The organism is Streptomyces zaomyceticus (assembly GCF_014656215.1).
In the GTDB taxonomy this organism is placed as follows: Bacteria; Actinomycetota; Actinomycetes; order Streptomycetales; family Streptomycetaceae; genus Streptomyces; species Streptomyces zaomyceticus.
On sequence record NZ_BNBZ01000054.1, the window covers coordinates 1 to 22,714 of the forward strand.

A 22,714-nucleotide genomic window follows, 5' to 3' on the forward strand; every position below is an offset into this window, starting at 1 on the left:
CTGCAGGGGGGACCCTGTGGGAGAGTAGGACGCCGCCGAACAATTTTTAGCCTCAACCCCCGGACTCTGTCCGGGGGTTGAGGCATTTTTGCGTTCTAAGCTGGATTCATGCGCTACGACCTGGTCATCTTCGACAACGACGGTGTGCTCGTGGACAGCGAGCCGATTTCCAATACCCTTCTGGCCGCCTATCTGACGGAGCTCGGGCACCCCACGACGTACGAGGAATCGGTGCGCGACTACATGGGGTCGGCCATGCACCGGATTCACGAGCTCGTCGAGGAGCGGAGCGGGGAGCTGTTGCCGGCGGAGTTCGACGCGACGTTCCACGCACGGGTCTTCGCCGCCTTCCAGGCCGAGTTGGAGGCGGTGCCCGGGGCGGTGGAGGTGCTGAAGGGGCTGGCCGGCGCCGGGGTTCCGTACTGTGTGGCCTCCTCCGGGAGCCATGAGCGGATCCGGGTGGGGCATCGGAAGACCGGGCTCGACGCCTGGTTCCGGGACGAGATCGTCTTCAGCGCCGAGGACGTCGGCCGCGGGAAGCCTTCGCCCGACCTCTTCCTGCACGCCGCCTCGAGGATGGGGGTGGCGCCCGAGCGGTGCGTGGTCGTCGAGGACAGCCGGCTCGGGGTACAGGCGGCACTGGCGGCCGGCATGGACGTGTACGGGTCCACCGCGATGACGCCCGAGGAGAAGCTCACGGGGGCCAAGGGCTTCTTCGGGAGCATGGACGAGCTGCCGGCGATATTGAGCCTGTGATCCATCTACCCCCGGGTAGTTTCCGGCCCTACGCTGTGCCGCCATGACGGATGCGCGGTTGCGGCGTGGGCGGGGATCCCTGGCGGTCAGTTTCTTCGTGCAGGGGGTCTCCTTCGCCCTGCTCGTGACCCGAATACCGGCGATCCAGGACCGGTACGGGATCTCGGACGGGCTGCTGCCGGCCTTCCTGGCCGCGGTGCCGATCCTCGCCGGTGTGGCGAGTGTGATGACCGAGAAGGTCGTCGCCAGGGTGGGGCCGGCGGTGGTGCTGCGGTGGGCCCAGCCGTTCGTACTGTTGTCCCTGCTCGCGGTGGGGGTGGGGTCGGAGCTGTGGCAGGCGGCGGTCGCCCTTGGCCTGTTCGGGCTCGCGGTCGGTGCTCTGGACGCCTCCATGAACATGCTGGGGGTCAGCCTCCAGCGGGCGTACGGGCGGAGCATCATGCTCGGGTTCCATGCCTCGTACAGCCTCGGGGGGATCGCGGGGGCCTCGCTGGCCTGGGTCGGGGCGCACTGGCATCTGTCGCTCTTCGTGTCCTATCTGCCGGTGGTGGCGGTGCTGCTGCCCCTCGCGTTCGTCGGCAGCCGTTGGTACGTGGCCGGCGGTGAGCCGACCGGGGACCCGGTGGTGGCGGAGGAGAGCAAGGGGAGCGGTGTCGCCTTCAAGCTGCTGATGCCGCTCTGTCTGGTGATGACCTTCGCGTACATCGGGGACTCCACGGTCTCCAACTGGAGTGCCAAGTACCTCCAGGACGTGCTGGGGAGCTCGGAGGAGCTGGCGACCGTGCCGTACAACGCGTACATGGTGACGACGCTGCTCGGGCGGGCCGTGGGGGACTTCGGGGTGCGGCGGCTGGGTGCGACGGTGGTCGTAAGAGCCGGGGCCGTGCTGGCGGCGCTGGGGTTCGCGGTGGTGGCCGTGTCGCCGGGGGCCTGGGTGGGGATCGCCGGGTTCACGGTGCTGGGGCTCGGGCTGAGTGTGATCGTGCCGCAGACCTTCGCTGCGGCGGGTCGGCTGTTCCCGGGGGCGAGTGACGCCGCGGTGGCGCGGCTCAATGTCTTCAACTACGTCGGGTTCCTGATCGGGTCCCCTCTGGTGGGGGCGCTCGGGGACACCTGGAGCTATCGGGGGGCCATGCTGGTGCCGATGGTGCTGGTCCTGGTGACGGTGGTGTACGCCACGTCGTTCGGCCCGCGAGCGGCCCGATACGGTGGCGGGCATGAGCGGCCGCGCACTGTTGATGTGGGATGAAGCTGTCACGCAGTACGACTTCGGGTCCGAGCATCCGATGGATCCCGTACGGCTCGCGCTGACGATGTCGCTGGTGCGGGCCTACGGGCTCGACCGGGCGGTGGAAGTGGTCGCGGCGAAGCCGGCCGGGGACTCGACGCTGCGGCTCGTCCACCGTGAGGACTATGTGACGGCGGTGCGGGCGGCGTCGGCGGATCCCCGCCACGCGGACCAGGCGTACGGGCTGGGCACGGTCGACGATCCCGCGTTCGCCGGGATGCACGAGGTGTCGGCGCTGATCGCCGGACAGTCGGTGGGGGCGGCGGAGGCGGTGTGGCGCGGGGAGGCCGAGCACGCGGTGAACTTCGCTGGCGGTCTGCACCACGCGATGCCGGGTTCCGCGTCGGGGTTCTGCATCTACAACGACGCCTCGCTGGCGATCGCCCGGCTGCTGGAGCTGGGGGCCGAACGGGTCGCGTACGTGGATGTGGACGTCCATCACGGTGACGGGGTGCAGGCGGCGTTCTGGGAGGACCCCAGGGTGCTGACGGTCTCGCTGCACGAGCATCCGCGGACGCTGTTCCCGCAGACGGGCTGGCCCGAGGAGACGGGCCCCTCAGGGCCCGGCGAGGGCGGGGCCGTGAACGTGGCGCTGCCGGCCGGGACGGCGGACGCGGGGTGGCTGCGGGCCTTCCACGCGGTCGTACCCGAGCTGATCGCGGACTTCCGGCCGCAGGTGCTGGTGACGCAGCACGGGGCCGACACCCATTTCGAGGATCCGCTGGCCCATCTGGCGGTGTCGCTCGACGCGCAGCGGGCGGTGCAGGAGACCTGTCACGAGCTGGCGCACGAGTACGCCGAGGGGCGCTGGCTGGCCCTGGGCGGTGGCGGGTACGCGGTGGTGGACGTCGTACCGCGGTCGTGGACGCATCTGGTGGGGATCGCCGCGCACGCTCCGGTGGATCCGGAGTCGGTGATCCCGTCGTCCTGGCGGGACGAGGTGTACGCGCGGACCCGGCAGCTGGGACCCGGGCGGATGACGGACGGGCGGTGGCCGGTCGGCTTCCGCGACTGGTCCGAGGGGTACGACCCGGCGGACCGGCTGGACCAGGCGGTACTCGCGACCCGGAAGGCGGCCTTTCCGCTGCGGGGGCTGCTCGCCTGATGCCCGGACGCCGGCGCGGATCCTAGAACGTTCTGGTGGGTGTTACGCCGACTGTGCGGTGTCCCGGGGGTTTCGGCTCCGGGGGAGGGGGGTTCCGGGAGCATCGGCAGGGTGTTGAGTACCGGGGCGCTGCGGGCGCATTTGTTGGCGGCGGGGTTGGCGGGCACGGTGGGGACGTCGCGGGAGGAGAGCCTGCGGAGTTATCGGCTCTTCGCCGCGCGCGATCCGCGGGTGCTGTTGGGGCTGGATCCCACGTGGGGGTGGGGTGAGGCCGATCTGTTGCGGCTGATGGCCGACAAGTGCGGGGTGTCGGGGGATCCGACGCACCGTTCGGGGCCCGATGTCATCGATCCCGAGCGTACGTTGAGGGGGCTCGACGCGTTCGCCGCGCGGTTGGAGGCGGCGGCCGCGCGACGGGTTCCGGTGCTCATCGGGACGGGACATCCGCATCGTCTGCTCGGTTTCTACGTCGCTCTCGCAGACGCCTTGTCGGCGGCGGGATGTCTTGTTCTCACCCCGGCGCAGGGGAGATGTGTCGACATAACGACCCGGTTCGGCGTACGCACGTACCTCCTCGACTACGTACGGGGGGTCGCACTGGTGCGAGAGCCGGGGCCGTCGGGGGGTGGGCGCGAGCCGGGGGCGCACTCCCACTCGCCGCTGCCGGTTAGGGCCGCTCTGGAGAGCGCGGCGGAGGGCGGCGGGCCGCTGCCGGAGCTCGTGATCGGGGACCACGGATGGGTCTGCGGGGCAGGTCAGCTGGGTATCGAGGCCATCGGTCTCGCCGATACGGATGATCCGGCGCTGTTCGTCGGAGAGGCGGAGGGGCAGGTGTCGGTGGCCGTTCCGCTTGATGACGGCGTGCGCTCCGACTACTACCGCCCGCTCACACGCTATGTACTCAATCGAGCGTGTCTGTCACGGTAAACGGCCGATGGCAGCTCCTCTTCCCCACTCGTACCACCCGCCCCTAGTCTGGAGAGTGAGCGCTCGGCGACGAAGAGTCACCGGAGGGGAAGCCGGTGGGCGTCGCGGCGGAAGGTACAGGTGGGTCATGGCTGCTGGCGAACGACCTCTCAACGAGGTCAAGTTTCTGACCGTGGCGGAAGTCGCCTCGGTGATGCGCGTGTCCAAGATGACCGTGTACCGCTTGGTGCACAGCGGTCATCTGCCGGCGATCCGGGTGGGCAGGTCCTTCCGGGTGCCGGAACAGGCGGTTCACGAGTACCTGCGGGAGTCCTACGTGGGGGTGGGGACCGCGTAGCGAGAGCGCGGCGACAACGTCGGGAAAGCTCCGTATGTCCCTCGGATTACAAGCGCGGTGCTCGGGGCGGTAGGCTAGGCCGACGTAGGTCGTGTGGGCCCAGACGCCCCGCACCGATCCCCGCCGGGAGGCGGGGATGTTCCGAGAAGTGAGCGAGGGTAGTCGTGGGCTCTGTTATCAAGAAGCGGCGCAAGCGGATGGCGAAGAAGAAGCACCGCAAGCTGCTCAAGCGCACGCGCGTTCAGCGTCGCAACAAGAAGTAAGGCGACAGCTGCACCGCAGCATTCAGTGCGTCAGGCGTGGCCCTTCACCGTTCGCGGTGGAGGGCCACGTTTTATTTGCGCGGAAATCTTGAGGCGCTACGGTGGCGACCAACGGAAGACGGACGGAAGGCGCTGATCTTGGGCAAGGTCGTGCTCGTCACCGGTGCCGCCCGGCATCTCGGGGGCCGCTTCGTGCGGCGGATCCAGCGGGATCCGGAGGTGGAGCGGGTGATCGCGGTCGACGCGGTCGACCCGGCGCACCAGCTCGGTGCCGCCGAATTCGTCAGGGCGGACATCCGCCGGCCGGAGATCGCCAAGATTCTCGCCGAGCACGACGTCGACACGGTGGTCCATCTGGACGTCACCGGTACGGCGCTCGGCGGCGGAGGCCGTACGTCGGTCAAGGAGACCAACGTCATCGGCACCATGCAGCTGCTCGGCGCGTGCCAGAAGTCGCCGCGGATCAGCCGGCTCGTGATCAAGTCCAGTACAAGCGTCTACGGCTCCGCTCCCCGCGACCCGGCCGTCTTCACCGAGACGACCCCCGCGAAGTCACTGCCCAGCGGGGGCTTCGCCAAGGACGCCGTCGAGGTCGAGGGGTATGTGCGGGGCTTCGCCCGGCGCCGCCCCGACGTGGCCGTGTGCGTGCTGAGGTTCGCGAACATCCTCGGGCCCAGGATCGACTCCCCGCTCACGGAGTACCTGGCGCTGCCGATCCTGCCGACCGTCCTCGGCTACGACCCGCGGCTCCAGTTCGTCCACGAGGACGACGTCATCGACGTCCTGCGCATGTCGGCGCACGAGCCCCGCAGGGCCACCCTGAACAGCGGCACCTTCAACGTGGCCGGGGACGGGGTCCTGCTGCTGTCCCAGTGCGCGCGGCGCCTCGGACGGCCGACCGTGCCGGTGCTGCTGCCGGCGGTCACCTGGGTGGGGACGGCGCTGCGCACGGTCGGGATCACCGACTTCGCGCCCGAGCAGATCCGGCTGCTCACCCACGGCCGGGTCGTCTCGACGGTCCAGACGCGCGAGGTCCTCGGCTTCTCGCCGCGCTACACGACGGCGGAGGCCTTCGCCGACTTCGTGCGTGGGCGGGGGCCGGGGCTGCTGCCGCCGGAGATGCTGGCCGGTGCGGTGGACCGGATCGCCGGGCGGCTGGCCCCGTCCGGGTCCCGGGGCCGACCCGCCTCGACCGCTCCCGTCGCTCCATCCGCATCACCTGTTTCAGCTGCATCACCTGTTCATCCCGTTCACGACGGCGCCTGAGGAGACCGGACAGCGATGGCGGACGCCAAGGTCATTCCGTTCGACGACGACCGGTCGCGGGCCCGGCGACGGCCCGGCCGCGCCGACGGCGAGGCGGCGGCCGTACGGGCCCTGCCGGGGCCGCAGGGCCCCGAGGAGCCCGAGGGGGGCCGGGAGGCGCTCCCGGGTGCCCAGGGGGGGCCGGAAGCCGGTGCCGAGGCGGCTGCCGCGGCCGGCGCCGACGCGGGCGCGGAGAACGGCGCCGGCGCGGGCTCCACGGACGGTGCCGGGACCGGGGGCTGGGAGCGCCGGCTCGCGGGCGGGCTCGCGTTCCTGCGGCGCCGGGTCACCGGCGACTACGAGGTCGACGAGTTCGGCTACGACGAGGAGCTCACCGACCAGGTCCTGATGTCACTGATCCGCCCGCTGTACGAGAAGTACTTCCGGGTCGAGGTGAAGGGCGTCGAGAACATCCCGGCCGAGGGCGGGGCCCTGATCGTCGCCAACCACTCGGGGACCCTTCCGCTGGACGGCCTGATGATGCAGGTCGCCGTCCACGACCACCACCCGGCCGGGCGTCACCTGCGGCTGCTCGCCGCCGATCTGGTCTTCGTCCTGCCGATCGTCAACGAGCTGGCCCGCAAGGCGGGGCACACCCTGGCCTGCGCGGAGGACGCGGAGCGGCTGCTGCGCGCGGGCGAGATCGTCGGGGTGATGCCGGAGGGCTTCAAGGGGATCGGGAAGCCCTTCGGGGAGCGGTACAAGCTCCAGCGGTTCGGGCGGGGCGGCTTCGTCTCCACGGCGCTGCGGGCCGGGGTGCCGATCGTGCCCTGCTCGATCGTCGGGGCCGAGGAGATATACCCGATGATCGGGAACGCCAAGACGCTGGCGCGGGTGCTGGGCTTCCCGTACTTCCCGCTGACCCCGACCTTCCCCTGGCTGGGTCCGCTGGGGGCGCTGCCGCTGCCGACGAAGTGGACGATCCAGTTCGGCGAGCCGATCCCGACGGACTCCTACGCGCCGGAGGCGGCGGAGGATCCGATGCTGATGTTCAACCTGACGGATCAGGTGCGGGAGCAGATCCAGCACACGCTCTACAAGCTGCTGGTGCAGCGGCGGTCGGTCTTCTTCTGACGACTGGCGGTACGCAAAGGAAGCGGGACGAAAAGGAAGAAGGGGCGCCCCCCGTCCGTGGGGGCGCCCCTTCTCCTTGCTAGCGAGCGTCCTCGCTGTCGATGCCGAGGCCTGGAAGCAGGCCCGGCAGGAGTGGCGGAAGGGTCACATCCGGCACGTCGGGTGGCGACTGGACGCCCGTGGGGGCCGTCGGTGTGCCGGTCGGCGAGGGCTTGAGCAGTCCGCCGGCGCTGCCGCCGAGGAGACCGTCGTCCTCCGGTGAACCGGTGCCGCCGTCCGCGCTCGGGCTGGTGCCCGTGCTGGGGCCGGACGGGCGGGGCGGTGCGGAGTGGCTGCCCGAGGGAGAAGCCTCGTGGGTGGACGGCGGACGCTGGGTGTCCGTGCCCTGGGAGTCCCTCGGACCGCTGGGGCTGCCGCTGGGGCTCTCCGAGCCGATCGCGCCCTTCTCCGGGGTGCGGGGGAGCACCGATTGGAGCGGCTCGACCTCTTCGTCCATGGCCTCGAAGACATGGGTGACCTCGCTGCCGACGTCCGCCAGCTGGACGGGGAGTCGGTCGCGGAGGCCGTTCCAGGTGCTTCGGTGGGCCTGGGCGAAGGAGTTGAGACGGGCCATGGGGCCGATCTCGCCGTCCCGCTGGTACGCCTGGCGGAGCAGGCGGTGGCCTTCGCTGGCGTCGTGCTTCATCCCGCCCAGGACCCGGCGGATCTCGCTGAGGGACTCGTGGTCGAGGTCGCCGGAGCGGCCGCGTTCCATGAGTCTGCGGGCCTCGCTGAGCCGGGTGGACGCCTGGTCGAGGTAGATGCCGCCGCGGTCCGCGTCGTCGTCCGCCATTCCCAGCTTGATGTCCTCCATGCCTCGCTTGAGCCCGTAGAGCGAGTCACCGGGAAGCGCGTCGGAGCTGGCGGCGGCCACTCCGCTGAAGGCACCCGCCGCCACACCGACGGTGAGACCGCCGGCGGCGAGGCCCTTGGACCAGCGGGAGCGGGGACGCAGTTTCCGCAGGGGGGACGCCCGGTGGGCGCCCTTGCCGCCGGCGGTCCGCTGCTCGGGCACCGTGGGGCTCCCGGCAGCGCTCCCCTCCATGAGCATCGCTTCCATGGCGGCGACGAGCTGGGCTCGTTGCACCACCTTGACCTCGGGGTCCAGCTGTGGCTTCGGCAGTTCACCGAGACCGCTCGCCAGAGCCAACAGCCGACCCTGCTCAGCAGGTTCGGCCGGCGCCTCGGGCTGCTCGGCCGCCGCGCCCTCGGACTCCCGGTCCTCCAGGGCCTGGGCGAAGGCGTTCGCCCGCCGGTGCGCCGATACGTTCGCGATCACAGGCGGCACCTCCTCTCGTCATGACGGTCGACTCCCCGGGGTGTCCGGAAGGTTGCACACCTTGAGCGCATCCACACGAAAGAGTGAGTGGCTGCGGACATGGCGTGTCCACAGGGAGCCTGCATCCCGCACAACGAGCGGCGCGGCACTTGGGTTACGCGCGAAAGATGATCGGACCAGTGCGTCATCGAGTCGTCACCGACAGTGAGTTGGGCGGGGGTCGTGGGGGCGTGGGGGGACATGCGGTGGCAGGGGCGTGGACCGGTCCACGGGGGCGCGTGTGGGGGGCGCGAACCGGTCAGCGGGCGTCGTCCGGGAGAAGACGGGCCAGGGTGCGGACGGCCCGGTACTGGAGGGTCTTGATCGCCCCCTCGTTCTTCCCCATGACGCGGGCGGTCTCGGCGACGGAGAGGCCCTGGAGGAAGCGCAGGGTCACGCACTCCTGCTGCTGGGGGTTGAGGCGGCGGACCGCGTCGAGGAGCGCGGCGTTGGAGAGGGACTCCAGGACGGAGTCCTCGGGGCTGCGCTCGACCTCGTTGGCGTCCAGCATCTCGCCGGTGGTGACCTCCAGCCGGAAACGGCTGGACTTGAAGTGGTCCGCGACGAGGTTCCTGGCGATGGTGACGAGCCAGGCGCCGAAGTCGCGGCCCTGCCAGGTGAAGGTCGAGATCCGGCGCAGGGCGCGCAGGAAGGTCTCGCTGGTGAGGTCCTCCGCCGTCGCCTTTCCGCCGACGCGGTAGTAGATGTAGCGGTAGACCGTGTCGCTGTACTGGTCGTACAGGCGGCCGAAGGCCTCGGCCTCGCCCGCCTGGGCGCGCTCGACCAGGTCCATCATGCGGGCGCTGTCGCTGTCGGCGGTGGGGCGGCGTGCGGGGGTCGAGGTACCGGAGCGGGCACCGCGTCTGCCCACGGCGGCGCTGCCGTCGGCCAGGGCATAGCAAGGGCCGGCGGGTGCCGGGGCGGCGAAGGCGAATGCGGGGACAGGGCCGGCGTACGCGGTGGGGACGAAGCCGCGCAAGTGGTCGAGGACCGTTGCGCGCAGCGTAGCCAGGCCCGAGGTGTCAACCCCGACGTGTGGGTACACGGGACTCCCAGAGGCAGAGCTTCCATCACGTGCAGTACAGGACCATTCACCCGTCGTAGCGACGTGAGGGGTCCTTTGTGCGTCTGAGGAGAATAACGCTTCGTACAGGCAGCGCTACACCCAGTTGCCTAAATCACCGGTTACGACGGTTCTGTTACTGCTTGCAGTCGGATCAAGGTGCAGTTCGTGACCGGTTGTTGATCGCTTTGCTTCCGGATGTGACTGCGCGGGCGATGCGTTGTGCTCACCTGCGGGACCGGTGAGTGATCGGGGCCGCTGCGGGGTAAGGAGCCCGGAATGCCTGGGAGTCGACGTGTGCGGCGCTGTTCGACCACGGACGGGTGAGGGCCCCTGGTCCGGGGTTGTCGCAGATGATCGCAGCCGAAACGTATCGGCAGGTCCCTGCGGGAGCGGCGGTCCGGGCCGGCCTCAGTGGCGGCGGCGGTGTAGGGCGACCGCGGCCGCCGTGCCGCCGGCCAGGGCGCCCAGGCCCGCGGCCGCGGGGATGCCGACCTTGGCGGCCTTGCGGCCGGTCCGGTAGTCGCGCAGCCGCCAGTCCCGGTCCTTGGCGTGCTTGCGCAGCTTGGTGTCCGGGTTGATCGCGTACGGGTGCCCGACGAGCGAGAGCATCGGGATGTCGTTGTGCGAGTCGCTGTACGCGGCACAGCGCGCCAGGTCGAGGCCTTCGGCCGCGGCGAGGGCCCGTACCGCCTCCGCCTTCGCCGGGCCGTGCAGGGGCTCGCCGACCAGCTTGCCGGTGTAGACACCGTCGACCGACTCGGCGACCGTGCCGAGTGCGCCGGTCAGGCCCAGCCTGCGGGCGATGATCGTGGCCGTCTCGACCGGGGCGGCCGTGACCAGCCAGACCTTCTGCCCCGCGTCCAGGTGCGCCTGGGCCAGGCCGCGGGTGCCGGGCCAGATGCGGTCGGCCATGTACTCGTCGTAGATCTCCTCGCCGATCGACATCAGCTCGGAGACACGGTGGCCCTTGACGATGGACAGGGCGCTGTCGCGGGCGTCCTGCATGTGGTCGGGGTCCTCGACGCCGGCGATCCGGAACCAGGCCTGCGCCCAGGCGAAGCGGGCGAGTTCGCGGCGCTGGAAGAACTTCCGCTTGTACAGGCCGCGGCCGAAGTGGAAGATCGCGGCACCCTGCATCACCGTGTTGTCGAGGTCGAAGAAGGCGGCCGCCCTCATGTCGCCGACGACCGGGAACTCGGGCTCGGCCGGGGCCTCGGCCTCCGTCGTACCGGTGGCCGCCGCCTCCTCCCGCTCCCGTTCCAGCTGGAGCGAGGACTTGCGCGCTGCCTCGGCAGCGGCCTCGCCTGCGAGGACGCTGCGCGCGGTGGCGGAGCGCCTACGGGGGGTGAGCCATCCCAGAGCGGCCATGTCGTGAGCATAGCCAGTCTGTTCGGTACTTCCCGTCTTGTGACGATGCCGCGGCGTGAACACTGTGGGGCTCTCCTGTTAATCGATGTCCCTCGGCTCCCGTCCGGCCGCGGCGGGGTTCCGCCCGGTCGACGGGACAGAATGGACGCCATGTTCGGACGGACGAAGAAGAAGGACGCCGGGTCGCGCACCGTGACGCTGATCGGCAAGCCCGGATGCCATCTCTGCGACGACGCCCGCGCGGTGGTCGAGGCGGTGTGCGCGGAGACGGGTGCACGCTGGGAGGAGAGAGACATCACCCAGGACGAGGAGCTCCACCGGGCGTACTGGGAGCAGATTCCCGTCGTCCTGATCGACGGCGAGCAGCACACCTTCTGGCGTGTGGACGCCGGGCGGCTCCGGCGTGAACTGGGTGCGTGACCGAAAGACGGTTACCATCATGGACGTTTTGTTGGGTTTCGGGGGCGGTGTCGTGAGAGGTGTGTGCGGTTTTGCCCCCTTCGGGTTCTCAACGCGCTGACACCCTCCGCGGTTCCGCGACGATACGAACAAGCCGCGTGACCCCGGTCACTTTGGCCGGACAAAACGGACACCATCTTTGTGCACGCGTTCACAAAGACATAGCCTGCATTCGACGGGGCGGTCTTGGGACACACGGCCGCCTGCAGCCCCGCTCATCCCGCAGGAGCACCGTGGCAACTGGCCGAACTCACCGACCGGCGACCCGTAGCCGAGGAATTCCCGAGGCCACCGTCGCCCGCCTTCCGCTGTATCTGCGTGCGCTCACCGCACTGTCGGAGCGCTCCGTACCCACGGTCTCCTCCGAGGAGCTCGCGGCCGCCGCGGGGGTCAACTCCGCGAAGCTGCGCAAGGACTTCAGCTACCTCGGCTCCTACGGCACCCGCGGTGTCGGCTACGACGTCGAGTACCTCGTCTACCAGATCTCCCGCGAACTGGGCCTCACCCAGGACTGGCCGGTCGTGATCGTCGGTATCGGTAACCTCGGCGCCGCGCTCGCCGGCTACGGCGGCTTCGCCTCCCGTGGCTTCCGGGTCGCCGCGCTGATCGACGCCGACCCCGCCATGACCGGCAAGCCGGTCGCCGGGATCCCCGTCCAGCACAGCGACGAACTCGAGAAGATCATCGAGGAGGACGGCGTCTCCATCGGCGTCATCGCGACCCCGGCCGGCGTCGCCCAGCAGGTCTGCGACCGGCTCGTGGCCGCCGGAGTCACCTCCATCCTGAACTTCGCCCCGACCGTGCTCTCCGTGCCCGACGGCGTGGACGTGCGCAAGGTCGACCTCTCCATCGAGCTGCAGATCCTCGCCTTCCACGAGCAGCGCAAGGCCGGCGAGGAGTCGAACGCCGAAGCCGACGCGGGCGCCGAGGCGGAGACCCCGGCCGTCGCGCCGCCGGCCCCCCGTGGCTCCACGGGCGCCACCCGCAAGGGACCCGACGGGGACGTCCCCGCCGTGATGCCGGCATGAGTCTCCTCGTCGTCGGCCTCAGCCACCGCAGCGCACCCGTCTCCATCCTGGAGCGGGCCGCACTGGCGGCGGACACCCAGGCCAAGCTCCTCCAGGACACCCTCGCCGCCGAACCGGCCGCCGAGGGGACCGTCCTGGCCACCTGCAACCGCATCGAGCTCTACGCCGACGTGGACAAGTTCCACGCCGGAGTCGCCGAGCTGTCCACGCTGCTCGCGCAGCACAGCGGCGTCGGCCTGGACGAGCTCACCCCCTATCTCTACGTGCACTACGAGGACCGGGCCGTCCACCACCTCTTCTCGGTGGCCTGCGGACTCGACTCCATGGTCGTCGGCGAGGGCCAGATCCTCGGCCAGATCAAGGACGCCCTCGCTCTCGGCCAGGACCTGCACACCGCGGGACGCCTCCTCAACGACCTGTTCCAGCAGGCCCTGAGGGTCGGCAAGCGCGCCCACAGCGAGACCGGGATCGACCGGGCCGGGCAGTCGCTCGTCACCTTCGGCCTGGAGCAGCTGGCCGACGGCACCGACGTCGACACCTGGGCCAAGGGCAAGAAGGCCCTCGTCATCGGCGCCGGATCGATGTCCTCCCTCGCCGCCGCCACGCTCGCGCGCTCCGGCGTCTCCGACATCGTCATCGCCAACCGCACCCTCGCCCGAGCCGAGCGGCTCGCACAGATCCTGAACGAGCCCGGGGGCACGGGGGTCTCCGCGCACGCGGTCGAGATGGTTGCCGTCGGCGACGAACTGACACGTGCCGACGTCGTCGTCTCCTGCACCGGCGCCACGGGACTCGTCCTCACCGGCGACGACATCGAGACCGCCGTACAGGGCCGCCGCACCCCGCTCGCGCTGCTCGACCTCGCCATGCCCCGCGACATCGACGCCGCCGCCCACCGCATCCCCGGTGTCCGGCTCGTCGACATCGAGTCGCTCGCCGAGGCCTCCGCCGACGCCCCCATGGCAGCCGACGTCGACCGGGTCCGCGGCATCGTCTCCGACGAGGTCGCCGCCTTCGGCGCCGCCCAGCGCGCCGCCCACATCACCCCCACCGTCGTCGCCCTGCGCACCATGGCCGCCGACGTGGTGGCCGGCGAGGTCGCCCGACTCGAGGGCCGGCTGCCCGACCTCGACGACAAGCAGCGCGCCGAGATCACCCAGACCGTGCGACGCGTGGTCGACAAGCTCCTGCACGCGCCGACCGTGCGGGTCAAGCAGCTGGCCAGCGAGCCCGGCGGCGCCGGGTACGCGGACGCGCTGCGGACACTCTTCGACCTCGACCCGGAGACGGTGGCTTCTGTCAGCCGGGCCGACCTGAATGACGCCGACGTCAAGAACCGAGGGCGAGTATGACCGAGAGGGCACTGAGGCTCGGGACCAGGCGCAGCAAGCTCGCCCTGGCCCAGTCCGGGCACGTGGCCGACGCCGTCCGGCGGTTGACCGGCCGGCCCGTCGAGCTCGTGGAGATCACGACGTACGGGGACACCTCCCGTGAGCACCTCGCGCAGATCGGCGGCACCGGCGTCTTCGTCGCCGCCCTGCGCGACGCGCTGCTCGCCGGCGAGGTGGACTTCGCCGTCCACTCCCTGAAGGACCTGCCGACCGCGCAGCACCCCGACCTGGTGGTGGCCGCGATCCCGGAGCGCGAGGACCCGCGCGACGTACTGATCGCCCGCGACGGACTGACGCTGGACCGGCTGCCCAAGGGCGCCCGGGTCGGCACCGGATCGCCGCGACGCATGGCCCAGCTCCACGCGTACGCGCGCAGCCACGGCCTGGAGATCACCTGCGTCCCGATCCGGGGCAACATCGACACCCGGGTCGGCTACGTACGCAGCGGAGAGCTGGACGCGGTGGTTCTCGCCGCGGCCGGCCTCAACCGCATCGGCGGAACGGAGGAGCTCACCGGCTCCCTGTCGCTCGACCGCCTGTCGGTCGACTCCGTCCTGCCCGCCCCCGGCCAGGGGGCCCTGGCGATCGAGTGTCCGGCGTCCGACGCCGAGCTCGTCGCCACGCTCGGCGCGCTCGACGACCCGCACACGCGGGCCGCCGTGACCGCAGAGCGATCCCTGCTCGCCGCCCTGGAGGCCGGCTGCTCCGCACCTGTGGGTGCGCTCGCCGACCTGCTGGCCGACGACCCCGGTCACGGGCAGGTTGTCACCGAAATGCGCCTGCGCGGCGTCGTCGGCACCACCGACGGCTCGACGCTGGTGCAGCTGTCCACCACCGGACCCGTACCCACCTCGCACGACGAGGCCATGGCGCTCGGACGCGAACTCGCGGACGAGATGCTCGCCAAGGGTGCGGCCGGTCTTATGGGGGAGCGAGCACTTTGAACCCCACCAGCCCGACCACCAGCCCGCTGTCCCCGGCCTTCGCGGGCCATGGGCACGTCACATTCCTCGGCGCAGGCCCCGGTGACCCCGGACTCCTGACCCTCAGGGCCGTGGAGGCCCTCGCCGGAGCGGATGTCCTGATCGCCGAGCCGGAGGTGCTCGAGGTCGTTCGCGGCCACGCGCGCGCGGGGGTGAGCACGCCGGAGCTGACGGTTGTTGACGAGGCGTCAACAACCGCCGGTGTCCCCGTGTTGAGGGATGCCGCCAATCTTGTCATGGAGGCCGCGAGGGGCGGCAGGCGGGTCGTCCGAGCGGTGACCGGCGACCCCGGCCTCGACGGAAACGCGGGAGCCGAGATGCTCGTCTGCGCCGCCGAGGGCATCCCCTTCGAGGTCGTCCCCGGCGTGGCCACGGCCGTCGGCGTACCCGCGTACGCCGGTGTCCCGCTCCGCGACGCCCAGGGCACCGATGTGCGCTTCGTCGACGCACGCACCGCCGACGAGCGGTGCTGGACCGAGGTGGGTGCCTCCGACGGCACCGTCGTCGTGTCCACCTCGCTCGACTCGGTGGCGGCCGCCGCCGGTGAACTGGTGGCGGCGGGCCGTAAGCCGGACACCCCGCTCACCGTCACCATCGGCGGCACCACCACCCGGCAGCGGACCTGGAACGCCACCCTCGGCACCATCGCCCAGGTCTTCAAGCAGGGCAAGGTCCTCCCCTCGCCCGAGGGCCACCGGCCGGTCATAGCCGTGGTCGGCGAGCGCAGCGCCCCGGCGCAGCGGGACCAGCTGTCGTGGTTCGAGTCGAAGCCGCTCTTCGGGTGGCGAGTCCTCGTGCCGCGCACCAAGGAGCAGGCCGCCTCGCTCTCCGACCAGCTGCGTTCTTACGGCGCGGTGCCCCACGAGGTACCGACGATCGCCGTCGAGCCGCCGCGTACGCCCCAGCAGATGGAGCGTGCGGTCAAGGGCCTCGTGACCGGGCGCTACGAGTGGATCGCCTTCACCTCGGTCAACGCGGTCAAGGCCGTGCGGGAGAAGTTCGAGGAGTACGGGCTCGACGCGCGTGCCTTCGCCGGGATCAAGGTCGCGGCGGTGGGCGAGCAGACGGCCGCCGCGCTCGTCGACTTCGGTGTGAAGCCGGACCTCGTGCCGAGCGGTGAGCAGTCCGCCGCCGGTCTCCTCGAGGACTGGCCGCCCTACGACCCGGTCTTCGACCCGATCGACCGTGTCTTCCTGCCGCGGGCCGACATCGCGACGGAGACGCTGGTCGCCGGTCTCATCGAGCTCGGGTGGGAGGTCGACGACGTCACCGCCTACCGGACCGTACGCGCTTCGCCGCCGCCGGCCGACACGCGGGAGGCGATCAAGGGCGGCGGGTTCGACGCCGTACTCTTCACCTCCTCGTCGACGGTGCGGAACCTGGTCGGTATCGCCGGGAAGCCGCACAACGTGACCGTCATCGCCTGTATCGGTCCGGCCACGGCCAAGACCGCCGAGGAGCACGGGCTGCGGGTGGACGTGCTGTCGCCCGAGCCGTCCGTGCACAAGCTCGCGGAGGCGCTCGCGGACTTCGGGCTGCGGCGACGGGAGGCCGCGCTCGAGGCGGGGGATCCTGTGACTCGGCCTTCTGAGCGGCGGCCGGGGGCGCGGAGGCGGCGGACCACGTAGGTGGGTGCGGCTCGCTTGTTCGGGGCGCGGGTTCCTTCTGGGGCCCGCGCCCCGGCGTTTTTCGGGCACGCCATGTGTGCGGCGGCCTGGTGGCGCGGGTCGGTGCAGGGGGCGGAGGCGCCCGCGGAGGGCGCCGTCCCGTGTGCCCACCCGTCCCGCCCTGCGGGACGATTGCCCACACGGGGTGGGGCTGGGCCGGGGTGCACGCCGTGCGGTGGTGGGGCGCTGGGCCGGGGTGCACGCCGTGCGGTGGTGGGGCGCGTTCGGCGGCAACAAGTTGTCGGTAAGAGCACTGTTTGGGCGGGCGTAGCCTCGGGGCTATGAACTCGTACGGATCCTTTCCCGGGGCGCGGCCGCGGCGGCTGCGGACGACGCCTGCCATGCGGCGGATGGTGGCCGAGACGCGGCTGCATCCCGCCGATCTGATCCTCCCCGCGTTCGTGCGCGAGGGGATCACCGAGCCCGTGCCGATCCAGGCCATGCCCGGCGTCGTCCAGCACACGCGCGACACCCTGCGGAAGGCCGCGGCCGAGGCCCTGGAGGCCGGGGTCTCCGGGATCATGCTCTTCGGCGTGCCCGAGGACGAGAAGAAGGACGGGGCGGGGACGGCCGGGACCGACCCCGACGGGATCCTCCAGGTCGCCATCCGGGACGTGAAGGCCGAGGTCGGCGACGAGCTCATCATCATGTCGGACCTCTGTCTCGACGAGTACACCGACCACGGGCACTGCGGGGTCCTCGACGCCGACGGCCGCGTCGACAACGACGCCACGCTGGAACGTTACGCCGAGATGGCCCAGGTCCAGGCCGACGCCGGCGTCCACGTCGTCGGCCCCTCCGGAATGATGGACGGCCAGGTCGGCGTCGTCCGGGACGCCCTCGACACCATCGGCAAGGAGGACGTGTCGATCCTCGCGTACACCGCGAAGTACTCCTCCGCCTTCTACGGCCCCTTCCGCGAGGCCGTCGGATCCTCCCTCCGAGGCGACCGCAAGACCTACCAGCAGGACCCCGCCAACCTGCGGGAGTCGATGCGCGAGCTCGCCCTCGACCTGGAGGAGGGCGCCGACATGGTGATGGTGAAGCCCGCCGGGCCGTACCTCGACGTGCTCGCCAAGGTCGCCGAATCCGTGGACGTGCCCGTCGCCGCGTACCAGATCAGCGGCGAGTACGCGATGGTCGAGGCCGCCGCCGAGAAGGGCTGGATCGACCGCGACAGGGCGATCTTCGAGACCCTGACCGGCATCCGGCGCGCCGGCGCGAAGATGATCCTCACCTACTGGGCCACCGAGGTCGCCCAGAAGCTGTCCGCCGCGCGCGGATAACCGGGACTCAGTCCCACCAGAACGTCCAGACGGGGCTGTCCAGCAGCCCCGTCCGTGCGTAGTCGCGCAGGCCGCCGTGGGGGCCCTGGGCGACGTTGTCCGGGCAGAACGCGAAGTGCTCCGCAGCCAGCGCCTCGGCCTCCTCCGGCGTCCGGGGAGGGGCCGCGACCGAGACCACCAGCTGGTCGAAGGTGAGCGCGACGACCCGCGCCCCGAAGCGGTCCTCCCAGGACCGCAGCACCGCACACAGCCGGGCCACGTCGTTCTCGTGGTTCAGCGGCCCGGTCCAGCCGATCACCGCCGGGATGTCCGCGCTGCGCCGCGCCGGAACCAGGGCCGGGCGGGCGTCCTCCAGCCAGAAGCCCGGCTCCGTCAGCATCTCGGCGACCGCGGCCGCCGCCCCGTCGGGGTCCGTGTCGCACGGCTGCGCCGGCGCCATGCCCGGCCAGTCGGCGCTTCCGGGAATCTCCTCGGACGCGTTCGCCTCCCAGAACTCGGCGAGGACCTCCTCGGCCTCGTGGTCGGCCGGGTCGCTCATCCGCTCCGGCATCAGCTCCCACCGGTCCAGGCCCCAGTCACCGCCGAGCAGCACCGGCAGCAGTCCCGCCGTGCGGGCCGCCGGGCGCAGCGCGCTCCAGGCGGCGGGTCCCGCCGGGCCGTGTCCCGACCAGATGTACGGGGCGTCCGCCGGGCCGGTGAGGGCGCCCGGCGGGAGGTCGAGGCCGAGGGAGCGGCCGGTCGGGTCGGCTGCGAGCCGGGGCAGCTGGTTCGGGATCATCGCCATGCGGAGAACGTACGGGGCGCCACTGACAACGGAGCGAGTGGTGATGCGGCACGCGTCGGCGCACTCTGGAGAGGTAGCCGACAGGTACCTCGCGGAGGTGGTCCTCATGATGCACACGCTTGTCGGATGGCATGTGGAGATGGAATTCCAGGAGGAAGGCGACCGGACGCGGGCCGCGGCCATGGTCCGGCTCAGCGACGGGACCGAGTTCCGGGCCCACGGAACCGCCAACCGTCATCCCTCCGACCCGGACCAGCTGAGGGTGGGCGAGGAGATCGCCGGTGCACGCGCGCTGATGGACCTCGCCTCCCAGCTGCTCCAGAAGGCACACACGGAGATCGACGAGGTGTCGGGCAGGACCTCGCACAGCATCCGTTGACGCCGAAGCCCCCGGCACGGGGATCCGTGACGGGGGCTTCGCATGCGGATGTCGCTCGGGACCTCAGAGGCGCTCGGGCGTCCTGATGCCCAGGAGAGCCATGCCCTGGTGCAGGGTGCGGGCGGTCAGGTCGGAGAGGAAGAGGCGGTTCTCCGCGACGTCCTGCGCCGGCGCCGGCTTGATGACGGGGCACTCCGAGTAGAACGTCGTGAAGAGCGACGCCAGCTGGTACAGGTACGCGGCCAGCTTGTGCGGGGCGTACTCCGCGGCCGTCTCGGTGATCACCTCGCCGAACTGGTCCAGGTGCAGACCGAGCGCGCGCTCGGCCGGGGCCAGCTCCAGCTCCGGGTGGGCGAGCGGCGTACGGTCGCCGGCCTTCCCGAAGATCGACCTGACCCGCGCGTACGCGTACTGCAGGTACACCGAGGTGTCGCCGTTCAGCGAGACCATCTGGTCCAGGTCGAACTTGTAGTCACGAGCGGCCGACGTCGACAGGTCGGCGTACTTCACCGCGCCGATGCCCACGTACTGGCCGTTCTCGACGATCTCCGACTCGGTCAGGAGCGTCTCGCCGGACTTCTCGAAGTAGTCGTCCGCCTTCTCGCGCACGACCGACGTCGCCCGGTCCACGGCCTCGTCCAGCAGGTCGACCAGCCGGACCGTCTCGCCCTCACGGGTCTTGAACGGCTTGCCGTCCTTGCCCAGGACCGTGCCGAAGGCCAGCTGGACGGCCTTCACGTCCTCGTTCAGCCAGCCGGCCCGGCGGGCCGTCTCGAAGACCATCTTGAAGTGCAGCGACTGACGGGCGTCGACCACGTACAGCAGGCTCGTCGCCTTCAGGTTCTGGACCCGGTCGCGGATCGCCGACAGGTCGGTCGCCGCGTAGCCGAAGCCGCCGTCGGACTTCTGGACGATCAGCGGGGTCGGGTTGCCGTCCGGGCCCTTCACGTCGTCGAAGAACACGCACAGCGCGCCCTCGGAGCGAACGGCGACGCCCGACTCCTCGAGGATGCGGCAGGTCTCCACCAGCATGTCGTTGTAGCCGGACTCGCCGACGACGTCGCCGTCCCGGATGTCCATGTCGAGCTTGTCGAAGACCGAGTAGAAGTAGATCTTCGACTCGTCGACGAACCGCTGCCACAGGGCGAGGGTCTCCTCGTCGCCTGCCTGGAGGTCGACGACACGCGCGCGGGCCCTGGTCTTGAACTCCTCGTCGGAGTCGAAGAGCGCGCGCGAGGCCTTGTAGAGCCGGTTCAGGTTCGACATGGCCTCCTCACCGGAGACCTCGGCGCCGTCCTCGGCCTTGTGGTCCAGCTCGTGCGGGTGCTCGATCAGGTACTGGATGAGCATGCCGAACTGGGTGCCCCAGTCGCCGATGTGGTGGCGGCGGACCACGCTCTCGCCGGTGAACTCGAGGATCTCGACCATCGCGGCGCCGATCACGGCGGAGCGAAGGTGCCCGACGTGCATCTCCTTCGCCACGTTCGGCTGGGCGTAGTCGATGACCGTCGTGCCGGCCGACTCGTTGAACGGCACGCCGAGCCGGGCGTCGGCGGCGCGGGCCGCGAGGGTCCGCACGATCGCCGCGTCCGTGACCGTGATGTTCAGGAACCCGGGGCCCGAGACCTCGATCTCCTTCAGGACGTCGTTCTCCGGGATCGCGGCGACGACCTGGGTCGCCAGCTCACGCGGGTTCCCCTTGAGCTTCTTGGCGAGCGCCAGGATGCCGTTGGCCTGGTAGTCGGCCCGGTCGCTTCGTCGCAGCAGCGGGTCGGCGGATCCGGCGTCCGGCAGGGCTGCCGAGAGGCCGTCCGTGAGGCGCTGCTGCACGGTAGAAGCGAGGGAAGGGACCGAGGCCATGAGCTTCCGTTCCTGTTGAGTTCGTCAGGTCTAATTCGCTTGTCAAGTGTCCCATGGGAGCGCAACGTGATTTCCCCGCCTGTGGACAACCGCGGGCCGCACGTGATCTCCGGCTGTGGACAACCTCGGAGTGCGCTCTTCCGTCTGGGAGAATGGCTCTCGTAGGGCTGTCAGGCAGCACCCCTCAGGAAGAAGGACGTACCGACCGTGGCTCAGAGCAGCACCGAGACCGACTGGGTCTCCCGTTTCGCGGACGAGGTCATCGCCGAGTCGGAGCGACGTGCGCCTGGCAAACCGGTCGTCGTCGCCTCCGGCCTCTCCCCGTCCGGCCCGATCCACCTGGGCAACCTCCGCGAGGTCATGACCCCGCACCTGGTCGCCGACGAGATCCGCCGCCGGGGGCACGAGGTCAGGCACCTGATCTCCTGGGACGACTACGACCGCTACCGCAAGGTGCCGAACGGCATCGAGGGCATCGACGGTTCCTGGGCCGAGCACATCGGCAAGCCGCTCACCTCGGTCCCGGCCCCCGTCGGCTCGCCCCACCCCAACTGGGCCGAGCACTTCAAGGCCGCCATGGTCGAGTCGCTGGCCGAGCTCGGCGTCGAGTACGACCCGATCAGCCAGACCGAGCAGTACACCGCGGGCACCTACCGCGAGCAGATCCTGCACGCCATGAAGCACCGCGGCGACATCGACGGCATCCTCGACCAGTACCGGACGAAGAAGGCCCCGAAGAAGCAGTCGCAGAAGCCCCTCGACGAGGCCGAGCTGGAGGCCGAGGAGGGCTCCGGCGCGGCGAGCGAGGACGACGGCTCCGGCGGCGCCTCCGGCTACTTCCCGTACAAGCCGTACTGCGGCCGGTGCGAGAAGGACCTCACCACCGTCACCTCGTACGACGACGAGACCACCGAGCTCGCCTACACCTGCACCGACTGCGGCTTCGCCGAGACCGTGAAGCTCAGCGAGTTCAACCGCGGCAAGCTGGTGTGGAAGGTCGACTGGCCCATGCGCTGGGCGTACGAGGGCGTCATCTTCGAGCCCTCCGGCGTCGACCACTCGTCGCCCGGCTCGTCCTTCGTCGTCGGCGGCCAGATCGTCCGCGAGATCTTCGACGGCGTCCAGCCGATCGGCCCCATGTACGCCTTCGTCGGCATCAGCGGCATGGCCAAGATGTCCTCCTCGCGCGGTGGTGTCCCCACCGCCGCCGACGCGCTGAAGATCATGGAAGCGCCGCTGCTGCGCTGGCTGTACGCCCGCCGCCGCCCCAACCAGTCCTTCAAGATCGCCTTCGACCAGGAGATCCAGCGGCTCTACGACGAGTGGGACAAGCTGGAGGCCAAGGTCGCCGACGGCAGCGTGCTGCCCGCCGACGCCGCCGCCCACACCCGTGCCGCCCGCACGGCCGCCGGTGAGCTCCCGCGCACCCCGCGCCCGCTCCCGTACCGCACGCTCGCCTCGGTCATGGACATCACGGCCGGCCACGACGAGCAGACCCTGCGGATCCTGACCGAACTCGACCCCGAGAACCCGGTCGCCTCCCTCGACGAGGTCCGGCCGCGCCTCGACCGTGCCGAGAACTGGATCACCAGCCAGGTCCCGGCCGACCAGCGCACCATCGTCCGCGAGGAGCCCGACACCGAGCTCCTCGGCTCCCTGGACGACGAGGGCCGCGAGTCGCTCCGCCTGCTCCTGGAGGGCCTCGACAGCCACTGGTCGCTCGACGGGCTCACCACGCTCGTCTACGGCGTCCCGAAGATCATGGCGGGCCTCGACCCCGAGGCGAAGCCGACGCCCGAGCTGAAGCTGGCGCAGCGCGCCTTCTTCGCCCTGCTCTACAAGCTCCTCGTCAGCCGGGAGACCGGGCCGCGCCTGCCCACCCTGCTGCTGGCCGTGGGCGCGGACCGGGTGCGCAAGCTGCTCGGCGCGTGAGCGCGTGATCTTCGCGCGTGACTCTCGCGCGTGACCTTCGCGCGTGACCTTCGCGTGTGATCCGACCGTGTGAAAGGGCCGCCGCCCGGAATCCGGGCA

At 70.8% G+C, this 22,714-nt stretch carries 21 protein-coding genes; 16 read left to right on the top strand and 5 right to left on the bottom strand.

Features of this window, described 5'->3' with window-relative positions; genetic code table 11:
• Positions 1-108 precede the first annotated feature (108 nt).
• The 8 genes from IE311_RS35435 to IE311_RS35470 all read left to right on the top strand — a co-directional run bounded on the left by IE311_RS35435 (position 109) and on the right by IE311_RS35470 (position 7,055).
• Entirely contained in the window at positions 109-756 is a 648-nt protein-coding gene (locus IE311_RS35435) for an HAD family hydrolase (RefSeq protein ID WP_189836013.1), read from the top strand.
• 43 nt (positions 757-799) lie between these two features.
• On the top strand, positions 800-2,005 hold the full coding sequence (locus tag IE311_RS35440; RefSeq protein ID WP_189836014.1) for an MFS transporter: 1,206 nt from the start codon (positions 800-802) through the stop codon (positions 2,003-2,005).
• The gene (locus IE311_RS35445) at positions 1,974-3,149 is read left to right on the top strand and encodes an acetoin utilization protein AcuC (protein ID WP_189836015.1); all 1,176 of its coding nucleotides are present in this window, start codon (positions 1,974-1,976) and stop codon (positions 3,147-3,149) included. Before IE311_RS35440 ends, IE311_RS35445 begins: the two co-directional genes overlap by 32 nt.
• Before the next feature lie 111 nt (positions 3,150-3,260).
• Complete coding sequence (locus IE311_RS35450) at positions 3,261-4,076, top strand: phosphatase (RefSeq protein ID WP_189836016.1); 816 nt, start codon at positions 3,261-3,263, stop codon at positions 4,074-4,076.
• A gap of 127 nt (positions 4,077-4,203) precedes the next feature.
• Entirely contained in the window at positions 4,204-4,413 is a 210-nt protein-coding gene (locus IE311_RS35455; RefSeq protein WP_189836017.1) for a helix-turn-helix domain-containing protein, read from the top strand.
• Between the two features lie 164 nt (positions 4,414-4,577).
• Positions 4,578-4,676, top strand: coding sequence for a 30S ribosomal protein bS22 (locus IE311_RS35460; protein WP_003948845.1), 99 nt, complete (start codon positions 4,578-4,580; stop codon positions 4,674-4,676).
• A 138-nt stretch (positions 4,677-4,814) separates the two neighbouring features.
• The gene (locus IE311_RS35465; protein ID WP_189836018.1) at positions 4,815-5,942 is read left to right on the top strand and encodes an NAD-dependent epimerase/dehydratase family protein; all 1,128 of its coding nucleotides are present in this window, start codon (positions 4,815-4,817) and stop codon (positions 5,940-5,942) included.
• A gap of 15 nt (positions 5,943-5,957) precedes the next feature.
• A complete protein-coding gene (locus tag IE311_RS35470) occupies positions 5,958-7,055 on the top strand; it encodes a lysophospholipid acyltransferase family protein (RefSeq protein WP_189836019.1) in 1,098 nt (365 codons plus the stop codon).
• A 79-nt stretch (positions 7,056-7,134) separates the two neighbouring features.
• Here IE311_RS35470 and IE311_RS35475 read toward each other — a convergent pair whose 3' ends face one another.
• The 3 genes from IE311_RS35475 to IE311_RS35485 form a co-directional block, all read right to left on the bottom strand.
• Positions 7,135-8,373: a DUF5667 domain-containing protein gene (locus tag IE311_RS35475; RefSeq protein WP_189836020.1), complete on the bottom strand. Its 1,239-nt coding sequence runs from the start codon at positions 8,371-8,373 to the stop codon at positions 7,135-7,137.
• Between the two features lie 298 nt (positions 8,374-8,671).
• Positions 8,672-9,457 carry an ECF subfamily RNA polymerase sigma factor, BldN family gene (locus IE311_RS35480; protein ID WP_189836021.1) on the bottom strand — a complete coding sequence of 262 codons (786 nt, stop codon included), beginning with the start codon at positions 9,455-9,457 and terminating at the stop codon, positions 8,672-8,674.
• Positions 9,458-9,886: 429 nt separating this feature from the next.
• Positions 9,887-10,846 (bottom strand): HAD family hydrolase, encoded by a 960-nt coding sequence (locus IE311_RS35485; RefSeq protein WP_189836022.1) that lies wholly within the window; start codon positions 10,844-10,846, stop codon positions 9,887-9,889.
• Positions 10,847-10,987: 141 nt separating this feature from the next.
• Between IE311_RS35485 and IE311_RS35490 the strand changes: the two genes are divergently transcribed.
• From IE311_RS35490 to hemB, 6 genes are all read left to right on the top strand, one after another.
• A complete protein-coding gene (locus IE311_RS35490) occupies positions 10,988-11,266 on the top strand; it encodes a glutaredoxin family protein (RefSeq protein WP_189836023.1) in 279 nt (92 codons plus the stop codon).
• 272 nt (positions 11,267-11,538) lie between these two features.
• Positions 11,539-12,333, top strand: coding sequence for a redox-sensing transcriptional repressor Rex (locus IE311_RS35495; RefSeq protein WP_189836024.1), 795 nt, complete (start codon positions 11,539-11,541; stop codon positions 12,331-12,333).
• Positions 12,330-13,685, top strand: a complete 1,356-nt coding sequence (locus IE311_RS35500; RefSeq protein ID WP_189836025.1) for a glutamyl-tRNA reductase — start codon at positions 12,330-12,332, stop codon at positions 13,683-13,685. Before IE311_RS35495 ends, IE311_RS35500 begins: the two co-directional genes overlap by 4 nt.
• Positions 13,682-14,668: a hydroxymethylbilane synthase gene (gene hemC, locus IE311_RS35505; RefSeq protein WP_189836026.1), complete on the top strand. Its 987-nt coding sequence runs from the start codon at positions 13,682-13,684 to the stop codon at positions 14,666-14,668. Before IE311_RS35500 ends, hemC begins: the two co-directional genes overlap by 4 nt.
• Entirely contained in the window at positions 14,665-16,335 is a 1,671-nt protein-coding gene (locus IE311_RS35510; RefSeq protein ID WP_189836027.1) for a bifunctional uroporphyrinogen-III C-methyltransferase/uroporphyrinogen-III synthase, read from the top strand. The genes hemC and IE311_RS35510 overlap by 4 nt, the downstream gene beginning before the upstream one ends.
• 320 nt (positions 16,336-16,655) lie before the next feature.
• On the top strand, positions 16,656-17,660 hold the full coding sequence (gene hemB, locus IE311_RS35515; RefSeq protein ID WP_189836028.1) for a porphobilinogen synthase: 1,005 nt from the start codon (positions 16,656-16,658) through the stop codon (positions 17,658-17,660).
• Positions 17,661-17,667: 7 nt separating this feature from the next.
• On the opposite strand, the gene IE311_RS35520 is transcribed toward hemB, so the two are convergent.
• Positions 17,668-18,444: a DUF4253 domain-containing protein gene (locus tag IE311_RS35520; RefSeq protein ID WP_189836029.1), complete on the bottom strand. Its 777-nt coding sequence runs from the start codon at positions 18,442-18,444 to the stop codon at positions 17,668-17,670.
• 109 nt (positions 18,445-18,553) lie between these two features.
• Here IE311_RS35520 and IE311_RS35525 point away from each other — a divergent pair, with 109 nt between their 5' ends.
• Positions 18,554-18,823, top strand: a complete 270-nt coding sequence (locus IE311_RS35525) for a DUF1876 domain-containing protein (protein WP_024757862.1) — start codon at positions 18,554-18,556, stop codon at positions 18,821-18,823.
• Positions 18,824-18,886: 63 nt separating this feature from the next.
• Here the strand turns inward: IE311_RS35525 and argS are convergent, their stop codons facing one another.
• Positions 18,887-20,683 (bottom strand): arginine--tRNA ligase, encoded by a 1,797-nt coding sequence (gene argS, locus IE311_RS35530; RefSeq protein WP_189836030.1) that lies wholly within the window; start codon positions 20,681-20,683, stop codon positions 18,887-18,889.
• Positions 20,684-20,890: 207 nt separating this feature from the next.
• Between argS and lysS the strand changes: the two genes are divergently transcribed.
• Entirely contained in the window at positions 20,891-22,615 is a 1,725-nt protein-coding gene (gene lysS / locus IE311_RS35535; RefSeq protein WP_189836031.1) for a lysine--tRNA ligase, read from the top strand.
• Positions 22,616-22,714: the final 99 nt, after the last annotated feature.

What these genes read in the sequence shown, in the direction of transcription:
- IE311_RS35490 (WP_189836023.1), top strand. Translation starts at nt 10,988, where the DNA reads ATGGACGCCATGTTCGGACGGACGAAGAAGAAGGACGCCGGGTCGCGC.
- IE311_RS35455 (WP_189836017.1), top strand. Translation starts at nt 4,204, where the DNA reads ATGGCTGCTGGCGAACGACCTCTCAACGAGGTCAAGTTTCTGACCGTG.
- IE311_RS35440 (WP_189836014.1), top strand. Translation starts at nt 800, where the DNA reads ATGACGGATGCGCGGTTGCGGCGTGGGCGGGGATCCCTGGCGGTCAGT.
- IE311_RS35435 (WP_189836013.1), top strand. Translation starts at nt 109, where the DNA reads ATGCGCTACGACCTGGTCATCTTCGACAACGACGGTGTGCTCGTGGAC.
- IE311_RS35520 (WP_189836029.1), bottom strand. Translation starts at nt 18,444, where the DNA reads ATGGCGATGATCCCGAACCAGCTGCCCCGGCTCGCAGCCGACCCGACC.
- IE311_RS35445 (WP_189836015.1), top strand. Translation starts at nt 1,974, where the DNA reads ATGAGCGGCCGCGCACTGTTGATGTGGGATGAAGCTGTCACGCAGTAC.
- IE311_RS35500 (WP_189836025.1), top strand. Translation starts at nt 12,330, where the DNA reads ATGAGTCTCCTCGTCGTCGGCCTCAGCCACCGCAGCGCACCCGTCTCC.
- IE311_RS35470 (WP_189836019.1), top strand. Translation starts at nt 5,958, where the DNA reads ATGGCGGACGCCAAGGTCATTCCGTTCGACGACGACCGGTCGCGGGCC.
- argS (WP_189836030.1), bottom strand. Translation starts at nt 20,683, where the DNA reads ATGGCCTCGGTCCCTTCCCTCGCTTCTACCGTGCAGCAGCGCCTCACG.
- IE311_RS35485 (WP_189836022.1), bottom strand. Translation starts at nt 10,846, where the DNA reads ATGGCCGCTCTGGGATGGCTCACCCCCCGTAGGCGCTCCGCCACCGCG.
- IE311_RS35525 (WP_024757862.1), top strand. Translation starts at nt 18,554, where the DNA reads ATGCACACGCTTGTCGGATGGCATGTGGAGATGGAATTCCAGGAGGAA.
- hemC (WP_189836026.1), top strand. Translation starts at nt 13,682, where the DNA reads ATGACCGAGAGGGCACTGAGGCTCGGGACCAGGCGCAGCAAGCTCGCC.
- hemB (WP_189836028.1), top strand. Translation starts at nt 16,656, where the DNA reads ATGAACTCGTACGGATCCTTTCCCGGGGCGCGGCCGCGGCGGCTGCGG.